Consider the following 17,388-nt stretch of genomic DNA (forward strand, 5'->3'; position numbering starts at 1 on the left):
ACACAGGGTATTCTGTACGGGTGTTTGGACGTAAGAAAGATCAAGCCCCTGACCCGCAGGTAATGCCTGCCTCCGACGAGCAGATTGCCCGGTCCAAGGACCCGCAGTCGGCCAAGGGCGTTCCCACGCCGTCGCGCAAGGCCCAGGAAGAGGCACGTAAGCGCCCCCTGGTCCCCAACGACCGTGCAGCAGCCAAGGTCGCCGCACGCGACGCTCGTCGCGAAGAGCAAGCCCGCATGCGGCGCGCCCTCGATACCGGCGAGGAACGATTCCTTCCCATCCGTGACAAGGGACCCCAGAAGCGCTACGCCCGCGATTTCGTCGATGCGCGCTTTAGCCTCGGTGAATTTGTCATGTTCGCCGCTCTGGCCATTGTGCTGTTGACCGTCCTGATCCCCACCCGCAATGCTGATGGCACCGCCAACGACTCCCAGCTGATCATCTTTGGCCTGTTCTGGGTCATGGTGGCGTTCGTGGCCATCGACACCTGGCTCATGTCCCGCAAGCTCAAGCGCAAGATCGCTGACAAGTTTGGCACCGTTGACTCAGGCGTTGTTTGGTACGGCAGCATGCGGTCCATGCAGTTCCGCCGCCTGCGCCTGCCCAAGCCCATGGTCAAGCGCGGGGAATGGCCTTCCTAATCCCCACGCCCTCCCAAGCCTGAACCAAATGCACAACACGCCGGTCGCTTCCAAGGGAAGCGGCCGGCGTCGCACTTTAAGTGTGGCCTCCCCACCACTCGCTTCGCTTGTGCGGGGCCCCTCGGCCGCTAGGCTGAAACCATGGAATACCGCTACCTGGGCCGGTCAGGCCTCAAAATCACCGAAATCACCTACGGCAACTGGCTCACCCACGGATCGCAGGTGGAGAACGACGTCGCCACCGCCTGTGTTCGTGCCGCGCTCGACGCCGGCATCACCACCTTTGACACGGCCGACGTGTACGCCAACGGGGCAGCCGAGGAGGTACTGGGAGCAGCTCTCACCTCCGAACGCCGTGAATCGCTGGAAGTCTTCACGAAGGTTTACTGGCCCGTAGGACCCAAGGGGCCCAACGACACCGGGCTATCGCGCAAGCACATCATGGAGGGAATCAACAACTCCCTGCGCCGCCTCAACATGGACTACGTTGACCTCTACCAGGCACACCGTTACGACTACGAAACGCCTTTGGAAGAGACCATCCACGCTTTTGCTGACGTGGTTCGCTCAGGAAAGGCCCTGTACATTGGCGTGTCCGAATGGAACGCCAAGCAACTGAGGGCTGGGCAGGAGTTGGCTCGAGAAGCGGGCTTCTCCCTCGTCTCCAACCAGCCGCAGTACTCGGCCCTCTGGCGCGTCATTGAATCCGAGGTCATTCCCGCGTCCGTTGAATTGGGCATGTCCCAAGTGGTTTGGTCTCCCATGGCTCAGGGCGTACTGAGTGGAAAGTATCTGCCAGGGGCGCCGTTGCCGGCCGGATCACGCGCCACCGACGAGCAAGGCGGCAAGAACACCATTGCGGCGTTCCTCGACGATGACATCTTGACGAATGTGCAGAAGCTGCGCCCCATCGCCGACGAACTGGGGCTGAGCATGCCGCAGCTCGCGATCGCCTGGGTGTTGCAAAATCCAAACGTGGCCACGGCTCTCGTTGGTGCCTCCCGGCCCGAGCAGGTTGCCGAGAACGTGAAGGCCGCCGGCGTGAAGATCCCGGTGGAGCTCATGACAGCCATGGATGCTGCCCTGGCCCCGTCCGTAGTGAACGATCCAGCCAAGACGCAGAGCCCGCCAACGCGCGTGGTGTAGCGGATTGACCGCGGCGCAGGAGCCGGCATTTTTTGTAGGCGACGCACAGGAGACGCCAAAGGCCGCCCGCGGCCGACGCGTCGGATAGTCGCCGGAAAAACGGCGGTCCTGCGCCGGGCCCACTGACGGCCCGTGGTCGCGTGCATTGCTACTTGCGTAGGGCGGCCAGTTCCTTGTTGATGCGGGCCGCCCAGAAGGGGCCCTCATAGAGGAAGGCTGTGTAGCCCTGGACCAGGCTGGCGCCGGCGTCGAGGCGTTCCTGGACCTCTGCACCGGTTTCCACACCGCCCACGGAAATGAGCGTGAGGTTGTCCCCCACGATGGACTTGAGCTGTTTCAGGACCGCCAGTGACCGGGCCTTGAGGGGCGCGCCGGAGAGTCCGCCGGCACCCTTTTCCTCCACCAAGTCGGCCGGGCTGGCCAGACCCTCGCGGCTGATGGTGGTGTTGGTGCAGATGATGCCGTCGAGCTTGAGTTCCAGCGCCAGGGCGGCGACGTCGGCAACGTCCTCATCGGCCAGGTCGGGGGCGATCTTTACCAGCAGCGGCACGTGGCGCCCGGCGGCGGCATCGGCGGCTTCGCGCACACCACTCAGCAGGGGGCGCAGTGTTGCCACGTCCTGGAGCAACCGCAGGCCGGGGGTATTGGGCGAGCTGACATTGACCACCATGTAGTCGGCAGAGGGCGCCAGTGTGCGGGCGCTGACGAGGTAGTCCTCGAGCGCGTCCTCCAGCTCCACCACCTTGGTTTTGCCAATGTTGACGCCCACCACTGGGCGCACACCGGGGTACGTCTTGCCCAGCTCAGCCAGCGCGTCCTTAAGGCGCGGTGCGACGGCGGCGGCACCGTCGTTGTTGAAGCCCATGCGGTTGATCACGGCACGGTCCTCGACCAGGCGGAACAGGCGCGGCTGCGGGTTGCCGGGCTGGGACTGGCCCGTAATGGTGCCTACCTCAACGTGGCCGAAGCCCAGGTTGGCAAGGGCACCGATGCCCTTGCCCTCCTTGTCGAAGCCCGCCGCAAGGCCGAAGGGGGTGGGGAATCTCAGGCCAAGCGCTTCGGTCTGCAGTGACGCCGGCGGCGTGAACATGCGGCGCAGGACAGCACCGGCACCCACGGCATGGATCGCCTTGATCATGGAGAAACCGATCTTGTGCGCCCGTTCGGCGTCCATCCAGGAAAAACAGAGCCGGAAAACTGTGGGGTAAATTCGCATACCCCTAGTTTTCCGGTTCCGCACCCCATCTGCAAAACGCCGCCCATGAAATGCAGGCGCTGTCACACTCGAAAAGCGGGTTAGCATGACCACATGGAAAGCAATGACGGTGGATTGTGGCAGGACGCGGACGTTGTGGTGGTGGGTGCTGGCCTTTCGGGACTGGTCAGCGCAGCGGAGGCTTACAACGCTGGCCGCAAGGTACTCATCCTTGATCAAGAACCTGAGGCGTCCCTGGGCGGTCAGGCACATTGGTCCTTTGGCGGCATTTTCCTGGTCGATTCGCCGGAGCAGCGGCACCTGGGAGTGAAGGACTCGCCGGAGCTGGCCCTGGGCGACTGGCTGGGCTCTGCCGCTTTTGACCGCCCGGAGGACCTGTGGCCGCGTCGCTGGGCGCGGGCTTATGTTGAATTTGCCGCCGGTGAGAAACGTGCCTGGCTGCATGCTCTCGGAGTGAGATTCTTCCCGTTGGTGCAGTGGGCCGAACGCGGCGGTTACGACGCTGAGGGTCACGGCAATTCGGTCCCCCGCTTCCACGTTGTGTGGGGCACCGGTCCCGGTATTCTGGCGCCGTTCTTGTCCAAACTCCAGGCAGGCGTGGCGGCAGGCAGGGTGCGTTTTGCCTTCAGGCACCGGGCCACCGAGTTAATGTTCGACGCCGGAACTGTCACCGGGGTGCGGGGCCAGCGCCTGGTGGCATCCGTTGCTGCGCGCGGTGAGGAAAGCAGCCGAGAAGTAGCCGGCGAGTTCAGCGTTAGCGCCGGCGCCGTCGTCGTGACAACTGGCGGAATTGGCGGCAACCATCCCATGGTCAGGGATCAGTGGCCCGGTGGGACGGGCCCCAGGACCATGCTCACCGGTGTTCCCGCCTCGGTGGACGGCGAGTTCCAACAAGCAGTGGGCGCGGCCGGTGGCGCCTTGATCAATACGGACCGCATGTGGCACTACCCCGAAGGCATCCACAACCCGGATCCGGTATGGCCCAATCATGGCATCCGCATTCTTTCCGGACCTTCTCCCCTATGGTTGGACGCCACGGGGCACAGGCTTCCCGTCCCTCTCTTTCCCGGTTTTGATTCACTGGGCACCCTGCGGCATCTGGAAACCACTGGCCACGACCACTCATGGTTTGTGTTGAACAAAACCATCATCAGTAAGGAATTTGCCCTCTCCGGCTCGGAACAGAATCCCGATCTCACCGGAAAAGACGTGAAACTGCTCGCCAAACGCGCACTACCGGGCGCCACAGGCCCGGTTCAAAAGTTCCTCGACGCGGGCATTGATTTTATTCAGGCCGACACGGCAGAGGAACTTGCCGTGAAAATGAATGAGCTCGTCAACTCCGAACTCATCAATCCCGCCGCTTTGCATGAGACCCTCGCGTCCCGCGATATGCAGGTGGCGAGCGGTTTGGGCAAGGACACCCAGCTCAATGCAATCCGTGAGGCTCGCCGTTTTGCAACAGACAAGCTGATGCGGGTTGTTCCCCCACACGCCATGTTGGCCGCCGAGCACGGCCCCCTGATCGCCGTACGGCTGACAACCCTGACACGCAAAAGCCTCGGGGGTCTGCTCACGGATTTGAACTCCCGAGTGTTGGGGGCTGACGGGGCTCCCATCCCGGGGCTGTATGCAGCAGGCGAGGCGGCCGGCTTTGGCGGGGGCGGCATGCACGGTTACCGGTCACTGGAAGGAACCTTCCTTGGCGGCTGTTTGTTCTCTGGCCGTGCGGCGGGGCGCCATGCGGCGGAGGCCACGGGTTCATGAACCATGAGGGGGCACAGTCTGCTGATGCCGTGGAATGGGTTCCGGATATCTTGGGCCCCGATTACCAGGCAACAACGCTAGCGTTGCCACTGGGAGCAAACGCGGTTGGCGGCGGTGAGGATCCCGCTGCAGCCACCTATCAGGCCACTTTGATCAGGCACCGACCACGCGTTTCTAGCACATCCGTGCCACGTGAGCGAGGTTCTGGCAACAAGCCGCCGGTGCTGTTTATCCACGGCTGGAGCGACTACTTTTACAACACGGGATTGGCTGAATTCTTCACCAACCGGGGGTACCCGTTCTACGCGGTGGATTTGCACAACCACGGCCGCAGCCTGGGTTCACCGGAATTGGGCGGCTACGTCGCAGATTTGTCGGACTACGACGCCGAACTTTTGGCTGCCCACACAATCATTGCCCAGGAGTCCGGCGGCCCGGGAGCCACAGGCACCGATCACCCCGTCATCTTGATGGGGCACTCAACCGGGGGATTGACTGCCACACTGTGGGCGCACCATCATCCGGGACTCGTAAGCCATCTGCTCCTCAACAGTCCGTGGCTGGAGATCCAGGGCGGACCTGCCATTCGGCGAGCCGCCACGCCCCTGGTGCAGCTTGCCGATCTGCGGCCGCTGATGCGCATGCGCGTCCCGGAAAGATCCTTTTACTGGCGCGGCATCAGCTCCGACGCCTATGGGGAATGGCCCGTCGATAAGAAGTTGCGTCCACCGCGGGCTTTTCCCGTCAGGGCAGGTTGGATGAAGGCCATTTTGGCTGCACAGCAGGAAGTTGCGGCCGGACTCAAGCTGCCCATGCCCGTTCTTGTCTTGCTCTCCTCAAAGAGCATGCTGGGCCCTGTGTGGAGCGATGGCATGTTGCACGCCGATGTGGTGCTCGATGTGCGATCCCTCGCACTCCGGACGCTCTCCCTTGGGAACAGCGTGACCCTGGAACGCATTGACGGTGCCCTGCACGAGGTGTTCCTCTCCAACGCCGCGGTCCGCACCCACGCGTATGAACGGCTGGAGCGTTGGCTCCGCGGCTATGTGGACTAGCTAGGCCTGTGTGGCCGCATCCACCGCCCCGCCATAGCGGCGGTCACGGCGGGCGTACTCGTCAACAGCTGCCCACAAGGTCCTCCGGTCCACGTCTGGCCAGAGCGTGTCCATGAAGACAAACTCGGCGTAGGCAGATTGCCAGAGCAGGAAGTTGGAGAGTCGCTGTTCGCCGCTGGAGCGCAAGAACAAGTCAACGTCGGGCATATCTGGGACGTACAGGTACTTCTGGACGGTCTTTTCGTTGACCGATTTCGGGTTCAGCCGCCCGGAGGCAACATCGGCGGCCAACGCGGCGACGGCATCGCCGAGTTCGGCCCTGCCCCCGTAGTTAACACACATGGTCAACGTGATGACGTCATTGTCTTTGGTGTATTCCTGCGCAGCTTCCAGTTCCTTGATGACCGAGCCCCACAGCTTGGGCCGGCGGCCCGCCCAACGAATGCGAACACCCCACGCATCCAGCTGATCTCGCTGACGTCTTAGTACGTCCTTGTTAAAACCCATGAGGAAGCGAACTTCTTCGGGTGAGCGCTTCCAGTTCTCAGTTGAAAATGCATAGACACTCACATGCTTGATGCCCATTTCAATGGCACCTGCCATGACGTCCAGCAGCGCCGGTTCACCTGCTTTGTGGCCCTCAATGCGCGGCAATCCACGCTGATTGGCCCAGCGGCCATTGCCATCCATGACGATCGCGACGTGGTGAGGAATGAGCTCGGCCGGGATGGCCGGAACCACGGCCCCCGTGGGGTGCGACCACGGGGCCACGACCGGGGCCTTGGCTTTGCTCCGAGTGGTGTTCCTGTTACTGCTCCTGCGCTGCACTGCCATTTTCCTACACACGCTCCACAAGTTTGAGGGAACGCACCGTGCGTTCCAAATGCCATTGCACGTATCCAGCCACCAGTCCGGCGGCTTCACGTCGGTGAATATTTTGTGAGGCATCCGCCCCGGCCCAGTCGCCGCTTAAGAGGTGACCTAGCAAATTCATGGTTTCCGCGGCAGGTGCCGCCGAGCCGGGCGGCCGGCAGTCATGGCAAACCGCCCCACCCAGTGCGGCGTTAAACGCACCATGTGGACCTGGTTCACCGCAACGTGCACAGTCGGAAAAGCTGGGCGCCCATCCAGCAATCGAGACGGCCCGCAATAGGTATGAATCAAGGATCAGCTCGGGTGAATGTGCGCCGCGGCTCAACGAGGCCAGCGCTCCCACCAGCAGCAGATAGTGAGCCGTGGAGGTTTCTCCATCGACGTCCGTGAGCCGCTCTGCTGTTTCCGTCATGGCCGCAGCCACCACGTAGCGATCGTAATTGGCCGCGATGGCGTCGCCGTAACTAGCCTTCGCCACGGCCTGGGTCACGATGTCCAAGGTACGGCCCTTGACCAGTTGCAAGTCCGCCACCATGAACGGTTCCAGGCGAGCACCAAACTTGCTGTTGGTGCGCCTGACACCCTTGGCCACCGCGCGGAGCTGGCCATGCCGGTGGGTCAACAAGGTGATGATCCGATCCGCCTCACCCAGCTTGTGGGTACGCAGCACCACGGCGTCATCACGGTAGGTGCGAGCAGCGAAAGATTGATTGGACACTCCCCTATTCTCCCACCTTTAGGCTCCTGCGCAGGCGGAGGACGCACCGTGGGCCTTAAACGCCTTCGCCGTGGCAGCCAGCTCACACTGGTTGCCACGGCGAAGAAGGGCGGAGCAGGAGGGGCCTAGTCCGTCTGGATGTCCCGGATAGCACGGTTGACTGCGGAAATAACAGCCTTCAATGAGGAAGTGGCAGTGTTGGCGTCAATACCAACACCCCACAGCACTCGTTCGCCAACGGCACACTCGACGAAGGCCGCGGCACGGGCGTCGCCACCCTCGGACAAGGCATGCTCGGTGTAATCCAGGACGCGGACATCCATACCATCCTCGGACAGGATGGCCAGCAGTGCTGCGATAGGACCGTTGCCGGTTCCCGTACGACTCTGCACGACCCCGGCGATCGAGATCTTGGCGGTCAGGGTCACCTCCCCGTCGTCGTCTGTGGAGGTTGTGAACGGGCCAATGCGGTAATGGCCCCACTGCTCATCAGCGCTCTCCCCGGGCAGGTACTCATCCTTGAAGATGGTCCACAGCTCCGCGGCGCTGACCTCGCCACCGACGGTATCGGTGCGCTTCTGAATGACGCCGGAGAACTCGATCTGTGCACGGCGCGGCAGGTCAAGGCTGTGCTCGTTCTTGAGCAGGTAAGCCACACCGCCCTTGCCGGACTGGGAGTTGACGCGGATGACAGCTTCGTAGCTGCGCCCCAGATCCTTCGGGTCAATAGGCAGGTACGGTACGGCCCAGGTGTGCTGGTCAACATCGACGCCGGCAGCCTGCGCGTCAGCGGCCATGGCATCGAAACCCTTCTTGATGGCGTCCTGGTGCGAACCCGAGAAGGCAGTGAACACCAGATCGCCACCGTAGGGGGATCGTTCCGGAACGGGCAGCTGGTTGCAGTACTCAACCGTGCGGCGAATCTCATCAATGTTGGAGAAGTCCAGCATGGGATCGACACCCTGGGTGAACATGTTCAGGCCCAACGTCACCAGGTCCACATTTCCTGTGCGTTCGCCGTTGCCAAACAGGCAGCCCTCAATCCGGTCAGCGCCGGCCAGGTAACCCAGCTCAGCGGCGGCAACGCCGGTGCCGCGGTCATTGTGCGGGTGAAGGGAAAGAATGATGCCTTCCCGCGGGTGCAGATTGCGACTCATCCACTCGATGGAATCGGCGTAGACGTTGGGGCTGGCCATTTCGACCGTGGCCGGCAGGTTCATGATGACCTGGTTGTCAGCCGAGGCCTCGAAAATGTCGGCGATTGCGTTGCACACGCGCAGCGCATACTCCGGTTCCGTGCCGGTGAAGGACTCGGGCGAGTACTCGTACGTGATCACCGTGTCGGTCAGTGTCTCTTCGTACTTCTTGCACAAGCGGGCACCCTGCAAGGCAATGTCCAAGATCCCGTCTTCATCTTGGTTGAAGACAACGCGGCGCTGCAGAACCGAGGTGGAGTTGTACAGGTGAACGATGGCCGTCTTAGCACCCACGAGGGACTCGTAGGTCCGCTCGATCAAGTGTTCGCGGGCCTGGGTCAGAACCTGGATCGTGACGTCGTCCGGGATGTGCCCGCCCTCGATCAGCTGGCGAACAAAGTCAAAGTCTGTTTGTGATGCGGAGGGAAACCCAACTTCGATTTCCTTAAAGCCCATCTTGACCAGCAGCTGGAACATCTTCAGCTTGCGGCCGGGGCTCATGGGGTCAATGAGGGCCTGGTTGCCATCGCGCAAGTCCACGGCGCACCAGCGCGGGGCCTTCGTAATGACCTTGTCGGGCCAGGTGCGGTCGGGCAGATTTACCGAAATCTGATCCTGGAACGGGATGTACCGGTGGACGGGCATTCCAGAGGTTTTTTGCGCATTTCGCATTGGAGGTGACCTTCAATCTTGTTCAACGAGTGGGCCGGCCGGGCAACACAAACACCGCAGCGAGGGTGGCCATCTTCCACGTTGATCAATTCAACGGGTTCGAGGCCTCGCCGCGGCAGCTAAGAAGAAGCATTCCAGTGCGCACATTTTTAGATTAGCACGGCACGTAGGATGATAGTGAACCAACTCACCTCTGTGCTTTCATCCACCCGTGTGTAGCCGGCATGATGATCGATCACAGCCAACCCACCGAAGGGGAATCGATCCATTTGAGACATTCCGGTATCAATTTGCGCAATATTGACCCGAGCGTACGGCCCCAGGATGACTTGTTCAATCACGTCAACGGCGCCTGGCTGGAGTCGGAGGTAATCCCTGAGGACCGGGCTCTCACGGGTTCATTCATCACCCTCCGAGACGATTCGGAGGCCGCGGTCAAGGCCATCATTGAGCACGCAGGCCGCGAGCATGCCAATCCGGATGCCGCCAACCCGGAGCTCTCCGCGAAGATCGGTGCGCTTTACTCCGACTTCATGGATGAAGCGGCCATCGAAGCCGCTGGAGCGTCACCGCTCACCGAGAAGCTGGCTGCGATCGACGCGGCCGACTCCATTGATGCCTTGGTGCGCCTCATGGGCGATCTGGACCGCACAGGTGGCAGCACCCTCTTTGGCGCCTATGTAAGCAACGACGCCGGAAATCCCGAACGCGCGCTCCTTCACCTTTTCCAGGCGGGCCTTGGCCTGCCGGACGAGTCCTATTACCGGGACGAGAAGTTCGAGTCCGTTCGCACCGCTTACGTGAGCCACGTACAAAGAATGCTGGAACTGGCCGGTGTTGCCGACGCAGCAGCCAAAGCCCCGCGCATCATGGCATTGGAAACCGAGATTGCCGCAACACATCTGGACAAGGTGTCCCTGCGCGACCCGCAGAAGACCTACAACCTCATGAGCCATGGCGAAGTCCTGGCCCTGCTGCCGGACCTGGAAGCCTGGTTGGATGCCCTGGGCATCACGGCCGAGCAAAGCCACGAAATGGTGGTAGCCACCCCGGCGTTTTTCTTGGGTCAGCAGGCACTGCTCATGCAAGATCGCTTGGCGGATTGGCAAGCGTGGCTGGCCATGCGGACCATCGCAAGCCTGGCACCGTACCTCTCCAAGGACTTTGTTGACACCAACTTTGCGTTCCATGGAACAACGCTCAGTGGCACGCCATCCATCCGGGAACGCTGGAAGCGCGGTGTTGGATTGGTTGAGGGTGTTTTGGGCGAGGCCGTGGGCCAGCTGTATGTGGCTGAGCACTTCCCCGAAACGCACAAGACGCACATGGAAAAGCTCGTTGCCAACCTCATTGAGGCTTACCGCATCAGCATTGTCGAGCTGAGCTGGATGGGTGAAGAAACCAAGGGCCGGGCGCTGGAAAAGCTTGCCGCGTTCACACCCAAGATCGGGTACCCGAGCAAATGGCGGGATTACTCCAGCTTGAGAATTGTTGCTGGTGATCTGCTGGGCAATATTGAACGCAGCAATGCTTTTGAACTGGCCCGCCAACTGGCCAAGATTGGCGCCCCCATTGACCGTGACGAATGGTTGATGACTCCGCAAACCGTCAACGCCTATTACAACCCGACCATGAATGAGGTGGTCTTCCCAGCAGCCATACTGCAGCCGCCGTTCTTTGACGCCGACGCCGACGACGCCGCCAACTACGGCGGGATTGGCGCCGTCATTGGCCACGAGATTGGGCACGGATTTGACGATCAGGGCTCACAATTTGATGGCACTGGCGCGCTGCGCAACTGGTGGAGCGATGCGGATCGCGAGGCTTTTGTGAAGCTGACGGCCAAGCTGGTGGACCAGTACAACGTACTATCCCCCACAGCTGCGCCGGGTGAATTTGTCAACGGAGAACTCACCCTGGGCGAAAACATTGGTGACCTCGGCGGACTCGCGATCGGTTTCAAGGCGTACCAGCTCAGCCTTGGCGGACAGGACTCCCCCGTCATTGACTCGCTCTCGGGAGCGCAACGCTTCTTCTTCTCCTGGGCAGAGTGCTGGCGTGCGAAGATTCGCCCGGAAGAGGCTATCCGGCGTCTGACGATCGACCCCCATTCCCCCTCCGAGCTTCGTTGCAACGCTGTAGCCAGCAACCTCGATGCCTTCCATGAAGCGTTCGAGACGGCCTCCGGAGACGACATGTGGCGCGATCCTGCAGACCGTGTGAGCATCTGGTAACAGAGTGTAAAAGCAAGGGCGGGGTTGGACGGGAGAAAACCCGGCCAACCCCGCCCTCGCTTAGTGACGAAAGTTATTGAACAAACGGAGTCGGATAGTACTTGAGCGGGTTGACCGTGAGGCAGCCTGCGCTGTCGTCTGCCGTGCTGGCAACAATGTCCGGCGGGACCACCACAGCACCAAACGCAGTTCCTGATGCCCAATCGGTTCCCACCACAACACTGACGCCCGTGATCGTTGGATCGGACTTGACGGCGGTGGCCGGGATCTTGAACAATGCAGCAACATCGGCTGCAACATCGCCCATGTCGGCCCCGTAGAGAACCTGAGTTTCATTCACAGATGGCACATCTCCGGCCTGCCACGCCCCCGTGAACCCGGCGGTCGAGAGCGCCTGCAGCAACTCGATCGAGCGTCCTACGACGGCGGAGGCATTAGTGACGCTGACCTGCTGGATGGCTTTGTCGTAGACGGGTGCCTCGGTCGTGGGTGCCACTGTTGCCGTGTCCGACGGCGTGCCAGAGGCTGCCGCAGCGCTGGGGCTGGCTGTTGCGGGGGCACCCGTCAAGGATGTTCCCTGGCGTAGGGCGGCAAAGTACTGTCCGGCTTCCGGTTCCTTCAACTGGACACGGGCGTTATCTGCCACATAAGCCTCGTAGGGCACTGTAACAAAGGCAACGTTTGCCAAGTCAATCTTCGCCAAACGGTTGGCGATGCTGATCATGGAGGGAATGTTGGCCAAGCCCTCATCGATGGTGAGGTTTTTCGTGACCACATCGGCCAGGTTGTACAGCTTGGGCAAGTTGGTCAAAGTACCCTCGCTCTTGACCTTGCGAACCATGGAGCCCAGGAAGTACTGCTGAGCCTTGATGCGGGCAAGGTCGCTCGAATCGCCAAATGCGTGGCGGGTACGGACGAAGGCCAAGGCTTGTTCGCCCTGGACCAGGCTCTTTCCGGCGGGAAGCTTAAGCCAGGATCCGTCGTCGTCGTACATGGCGTGGTCAACGCACACTTCAACGCCGCCCAGGGCGTTGGAGAGCTCCTTCACGGCCGTAAAATCGGCCAGCATGAAGTGGTCGATTGTCAGGCCGGTCATGTCATTGATGGCCGCAACGGTACACCCTGGGCCAACCCGAAGGGCCGCATTGAGCTGTCCTGCAGGTGTCCCCGCAACGGGGTCTCCTCCGGCGGCCGGCTTGCAATCTGGGATCGGTACGATCAAATCCCGGGGAAAGCTGGTGACCGAAACGTGACTGTTGTCGGCGGAGATGTCCATAAGGAGCATGACATCTGAGTTGCCTTCACCCGTGGAGTCTTCTTCGCTTCCGTATTGGCTGTTGGCGCCGTCGCGGGTGTCGGTGCCCAGGATCAGAATCTGCAACGCGCCGGTGTCTGCATTTTCAGGCTGCCCGGAATCGCCATTCTTAACCCCAGCGTTCAGCGGAGCCGTGGTGACATTGTTTTGCAGCTTGAAGACCAACGCTCCCGCGGCACCGACGCCAAGGACCAACACGGCAGTAACAGCGATCGTCGTAATGCGAAGCCACAGGGGTGCCTTGGCACGGGGCCGAAAGTGCCTCCCCACGGGCTCGTTTTCGCGATGCGCTTTCCTGCGAGGGGTGCTGACAGCTTCCGCTGCCCCCGTTTCGGCACGGCGTCGCCCCATGTTCCAACCTTTCACTGCGAATAATAACTCTCAAGAGTTTAGTCGTGAAGACTGGGAACAACCCCCAAGCCACACGGCAACGATGAAGTCCCTTGAAGTTGCCGCAACAGCGCGCACTCACCGCGGACACAAAATGGCGGCCCAAGGGCCGCCATTTCATGTGGATCCGAGCCTACCTAGAAGCGAGTCAAAAGCGACTTAGAAGCCGAGCTTGACCAGCTGCTTCGGGTCCCGCTGCCAGTCCTTGGCGACCTTCACATGCAGATCAAGGTAGATCTTGGTGCCCAGGAGCGCCTCGATGCCCTTGCGTGCATTCGTGCCAACTTCACGGAGCCGGACACCGCCCTTGCCGATGATGATGGCCTTCTGCGAAGGGCGTTCCACGTAGAGGTTGACCCGCACATCCAGCAATGGGTTGTCCTCCGTGCGGCCTTCACGAGGCAGAATTTCCTCCACCACAACAGCCAGTGAGTGCGGCAACTCGTCGCGAACACCCTCAAGGGCAGCCTCGCGGATCAATTCGGCCACCATCACGGCTTCGGGCTCGTCAGTCAGCTCGCCGTCCGGGTACAGCGCCGGTGAAATTGGCAGAAATTCTGAGAACACCTTGCCCAAGGTCTCCACCTGAAAATCTTCCACGGCAGAAACGGGAATGACGGCGGCAAATCCGCGTTCTCCGATAACCTCGCGACCCAGCTTTTCAACCGCGATCAGCTGGTCGGTGACTGCTTGGCGGTCCACCGTGTCGGTTTTGGTCACGATGGCCACGACCGGCTTGTTGCCAACCTGGCCCAGCTGCGTGGCAATGTACCTGTCGCCGGGGCCGATCTTTTCATTGGCCGGCAAGCAAAAACCAATCACGTCAACTTCTGAAAGCGTGTCCGCCACCAGATCGTTCAAGCGCTTTCCCAGCAGGGTGCGGGGGCGGTGCAACCCGGGCGTGTCCACGAGGACCAGCTGGTAGTCGTCCTTGTGGACAATGCCCCGAATGGTGTGACGTGTGGTCTGCGGCTTGGCCGAGGTGATGGCTACTTTTTGACCCACCAAAGCATTGGTCAGTGTTGACTTACCGGCGTTGGGGCGTCCGGCAAGTACAGCAAAGCCGGCGCGGAACCCCTCACCCTTGGCCGTAATGAGGCCTGACTTGCCCTTTGACTTACTCATGATCGCTCCTGTGGTGCTGTTCGGTGGGGGGTGGTGCCTTCAGTACTGCCGTTCCCGGACATACTGTCATTCTCGACTGCTTCTGTGGTGCTGGCAATGACGTGGCTGACTCGGTTGCGGGATGCTTCCATCCGCTCGGCCACCAGCAAGATGCCATTGATCTCAACGCTGCTGCCTACTGACGGAATCTTGCCCAGATGCTTGGCCAGGAAGCCGCCCACGGTGTCAACCTCGTCGTCGTCCAGGTCCCTGCCGAAGAGTTCACCCAGTTCATCCACGGCCATGCGTGCCCGAATCCGGTATCGACCGTCTCCCAGGCTATGGACATCGGGGGAAACCGAGTCATATTCGTCGGAGATTTCTCCGACGATCTCCTCAATCAGGTCCTCCAAGGTGACGAGCCCGGCCGTGCCGCCATACTCATCGACGACAATGGCCACATGTGTGGACTCAAGCTGCAGTTCCTTCAACAAGTCATCGACTGGCTTGGACTCCGGAACGTAGCGCACGCTTCGGGCCAGATGCTCCACCTTCGGGCTGGATTCGCCGTCGGACAGGTGATGCAGGGTAGCCACAACGTCCTTGAGGTACAGGATGCCGAGAATGTGATCTGCGCTCTCCCCCATGACAGGAATACGCGAGTATCCAGAATTGAGGAAGACTTCGAGAGCCTCTTCAAGGGTCTTTTCGTGGTCGATGCCAACAATGTCGGTGCGGGGAACCATGACGGCACGCACCATGGTTTCACCCAGGTCAAACACGCTTTGGATGAGTTCGGCCTCGTTGTCCTCGATCATCTCTGATTCGCTGGCCCGGTCCACAAACTCACGGAATTCTTCTTCCGTGACAAAGTCGTCGTCACGGCTGGGAATGTCTTTGGTCAACGAGGCACCGAAACGGTTGAGCCACTCAGGGACCGGCCCCAGGACGCGGCGCAGCAGGTGAATGATCCAGGCGCAGCGGCCCACGAGCGCCCCCGAATACATCCGGCCCAGGCGACGCGGTGATACACCGACCATCATGAAGCCAAGGACGGCCATGACAACCGTGGCAATGAGTCCGGCAATCCATTCGTTGCCCAGGAGGCCAACCAGGAAAATGGCAATGGCCACAGCTGCGGCCATTTCAGACCAAACACGCCAAAAGCGCACCGCATTCAGGTGAGCCAAGGGCTCGGCCAGAACCTTTTCCAAGGACGGGCCCCGCCCGTGCGTGGCGAGCGTTTCAGGATCGTGGCGGGGAAAGAAGTTTAGTGCTGATTCAACGGCGGCGAGGAAGGCCGCTATGGCCGTGAAGAGTATCCCCAAGACCGGTAAGGCGACAAGCGTCACTTCATTGTCTCCCGGGGGGCTTCCCTACCGAGGAAGCTGGAGAGGAGCTCTCGCTGGATCCCGAACATCTCTTCTTTTTCTTCGGGTTCGCGGTGGTCATAACCCATGAGGTGAAGCATTCCGTGAGTTGAGAGCAGGAGAAGTTCCTCTTCCATGGAATGGCCGGCGGCAACAGCTTGTTCCTGTGCCACGACGGGACACAAAACGATGTCGCCCAGCAGACCCACAGGGGTGGGCATGGCTGCGGTCCCGGGACGCAACTCATCCATGGGGAAGGACAGGACGTCGGTGGGACCTGGCTCGTCCATCCACTCGATGTGGAGCTTCTCCATGGTTTCCAGGTCAGCCAAAATGACCGACACCTCGGTCTGGGGGTGCAGGTGCATGGCCTTGAGAACGTGCTTGATGAGCCGAACGAGCTCTTCCTGACGCACCTCCACGCCTGATTCATTGTTTATTTCGATGCTCATCGCGAGGTGCTTTCCTTGGGAGTTGTGGAATTGGGGTGCGCATCATCCCAATTGTTGTAGGCGCTGACGATGGCCCCCACCAAACGGTGCCGGACCACATCCGTGGCGTCTAGAAGGGCGAAATGGATGTCATCAACGTTTTCCAGAATTTCTCGGACAACCCTCAGCCCGGACTTGGTTCCGGTCGGCAGGTCGATTTGAGTGACATCGCCGGTGACAACGATCTTGGAACCAAAGCCCAAGCGGGTCAGGAACATTTTCATCTGCTCCGGCGTGGTGTTCTGGGCCTCGTCAAGGATGATGAACGCATCGTTGAGGGTGCGGCCACGCATGTAGGCCAGTGGCGCAACTTCAATGGTTCCGGCCGCCATGAGCCGCGGAATTGTCTCCGGATCCATCATGTCGTGCAAGGCATCGTAGAGCGGGCGCAGGTACGGATCGATCTTGTCGTTCAGCGTGCCGGGGAGGAAGCCGAGGCGCTCCCCTGCCTCGACGGCTGGGCGGGTCAGAATAATCCGGCTCACTTCTTTGCGTTGAAGCGCCTGAACCGCTTTAGCCATGGCCAGATAGGTCTTGCCCGTTCCGGCCGGGCCAATGCCAAACACCACGGTGTTGCGGTCAATGGAATCGACGTAGTCCTTTTGATTCGCCGTCTTGGGGCGAATGGTCCGGCCGCGGCTGGAGAGAATGTCGTAGCTGAGGATGTCAACGACAGAGGTTTCAGGACGGGTGTGAAGCATGGCTACAAGTTGCTCCCACACACTGGCACTCATGGGGTTGTTCCGTGCCACCATGCCGCGGGCTTCCTCTATGAGGTGCATGATGCGTGGAACCACGGCCACCGGTCCCGAAATGGTCAGGACGTTTCCTCGAGCCAGGAAGCTCACATCGGGGTAGAGGCTTTCAATGATTCGAAGGCCTTCGTCTTCGGCTCCAAGTGCCGCGACCATTTGTTCGGTGGAGAGGAAGTGCACCACCTCGGTGCGTATTCCTTCCACTGAATACGGAAAGTGCTGCCCGGGTCCTTGAGCAGGAAATTGATCATGGCGGTTCCCTGTTGTCTCTGCCATAGCTTCGGCCGTGCCGGCCTGAAATCTCTCCTTGGGTATACCAGTGAGTTCCACCGGCTTTTGATTCATCTTCCTTAGTTGTCAATTCTAATGCACAGCATCGCAGCAAGGTTCAACTATCGGTTATGCCGTGAGCGCATCTTTTGGTCACATCGAGGCAGAAGTGTTT

At 60.8% G+C, this 17,388-nt stretch carries 14 protein-coding genes; 5 read left to right on the top strand and 9 right to left on the bottom strand.

The genetic code is table 11. The annotated features are described in order from the left end of the window. The first annotated feature begins 20 nt into the window (after window positions 1-20). Both BLV41_RS07800 and BLV41_RS07805 read left to right on the top strand, forming a co-directional pair. The gene (locus tag BLV41_RS07800; RefSeq protein ID WP_074711248.1) at window positions 21-641 is read left to right on the top strand and encodes a DUF3043 domain-containing protein; all 621 of its coding nucleotides are present in this window, start codon (window positions 21-23) and stop codon (window positions 639-641) included. Between the two features lie 141 nt (window positions 642-782). Further along, complete coding sequence (locus BLV41_RS07805; RefSeq protein ID WP_074711249.1) at window positions 783-1,787, top strand: aldo/keto reductase family protein; 1,005 nt, start codon at window positions 783-785, stop codon at window positions 1,785-1,787. Between the two features lie 148 nt (window positions 1,788-1,935). Here BLV41_RS07805 and BLV41_RS07810 read toward each other — a convergent pair whose 3' ends face one another. Continuing rightward, window positions 1,936-3,003, bottom strand: coding sequence for a quinone-dependent dihydroorotate dehydrogenase (locus tag BLV41_RS07810; RefSeq protein WP_074711250.1), 1,068 nt, complete (start codon window positions 3,001-3,003; stop codon window positions 1,936-1,938). Window positions 3,004-3,096: 93 nt separating this feature from the next. On the opposite strand from BLV41_RS07810, the gene BLV41_RS07815 reads away from it, so the two are divergent. Beyond that, entirely contained in the window at window positions 3,097-4,770 is a 1,674-nt protein-coding gene (locus tag BLV41_RS07815) for an FAD-binding dehydrogenase (RefSeq protein ID WP_074711251.1), read from the top strand. Further along, window positions 4,767-5,825, top strand: coding sequence for an alpha/beta hydrolase (locus BLV41_RS07820; RefSeq protein WP_244516792.1), 1,059 nt, complete (start codon window positions 4,767-4,769; stop codon window positions 5,823-5,825). Before BLV41_RS07815 ends, BLV41_RS07820 begins: the two co-directional genes overlap by 4 nt. On the opposite strand, the gene BLV41_RS07825 is transcribed toward BLV41_RS07820, so the two are convergent. The 3 genes from BLV41_RS07825 to leuA all read right to left on the bottom strand — a co-directional run bounded on the left by BLV41_RS07825 (window position 5,826) and on the right by leuA (window position 9,284). Next, entirely contained in the window at window positions 5,826-6,659 is an 834-nt protein-coding gene (locus tag BLV41_RS07825; RefSeq protein WP_074711252.1) for an isoprenyl transferase, read from the bottom strand. Between the two features lie 4 nt (window positions 6,660-6,663). Continuing rightward, the gene (gene recO / locus BLV41_RS07830) at window positions 6,664-7,416 is read right to left on the bottom strand and encodes a DNA repair protein RecO (RefSeq protein ID WP_074711253.1); all 753 of its coding nucleotides are present in this window, start codon (window positions 7,414-7,416) and stop codon (window positions 6,664-6,666) included. Between the two features lie 125 nt (window positions 7,417-7,541). Then, window positions 7,542-9,284 (bottom strand): 2-isopropylmalate synthase, encoded by a 1,743-nt coding sequence (gene leuA, locus BLV41_RS07835; RefSeq protein WP_074711254.1) that lies wholly within the window; start codon window positions 9,282-9,284, stop codon window positions 7,542-7,544. Between the two features lie 227 nt (window positions 9,285-9,511). On the opposite strand from leuA, the gene BLV41_RS07840 reads away from it, so the two are divergent. After that, the gene (locus tag BLV41_RS07840) at window positions 9,512-11,518 is read left to right on the top strand and encodes a M13 family metallopeptidase (protein WP_170835514.1); all 2,007 of its coding nucleotides are present in this window, start codon (window positions 9,512-9,514) and stop codon (window positions 11,516-11,518) included. A 73-nt stretch (window positions 11,519-11,591) separates the two neighbouring features. Here BLV41_RS07840 and BLV41_RS07845 read toward each other — a convergent pair whose 3' ends face one another. The 5 genes from BLV41_RS07845 to BLV41_RS07865 form a co-directional block, all read right to left on the bottom strand. Next, the gene (locus BLV41_RS07845; protein WP_044571994.1) at window positions 11,592-13,184 is read right to left on the bottom strand and encodes an LCP family protein; all 1,593 of its coding nucleotides are present in this window, start codon (window positions 13,182-13,184) and stop codon (window positions 11,592-11,594) included. Between the two features lie 198 nt (window positions 13,185-13,382). Beyond that, window positions 13,383-14,348 carry a GTPase Era gene (gene era, locus BLV41_RS07850; protein WP_044571992.1) on the bottom strand — a complete coding sequence of 322 codons (966 nt, stop codon included), beginning with the start codon at window positions 14,346-14,348 and terminating at the stop codon, window positions 13,383-13,385. Beyond that, entirely contained in the window at window positions 14,345-15,679 is a 1,335-nt protein-coding gene (locus BLV41_RS07855; RefSeq protein WP_074711256.1) for a hemolysin family protein, read from the bottom strand. The genes era and BLV41_RS07855 overlap by 4 nt, the downstream gene beginning before the upstream one ends. Next, a complete protein-coding gene (gene ybeY / locus BLV41_RS07860; RefSeq protein WP_074711257.1) occupies window positions 15,676-16,149 on the bottom strand; it encodes an rRNA maturation RNase YbeY in 474 nt (157 codons plus the stop codon). Before ybeY ends, BLV41_RS07855 begins: the two co-directional genes overlap by 4 nt. Continuing rightward, window positions 16,146-17,219: a PhoH family protein gene (locus BLV41_RS07865; RefSeq protein ID WP_044572258.1), complete on the bottom strand. Its 1,074-nt coding sequence runs from the start codon at window positions 17,217-17,219 to the stop codon at window positions 16,146-16,148. The genes ybeY and BLV41_RS07865 overlap by 4 nt, the downstream gene beginning before the upstream one ends. Window positions 17,220-17,388 lie beyond the last annotated feature (169 nt).

The organism is Arthrobacter alpinus (genome assembly GCF_900105965.1).
Taxonomy (GTDB): Bacteria; Actinomycetota; Actinomycetes; order Actinomycetales; family Micrococcaceae; genus Specibacter; species Specibacter alpinus.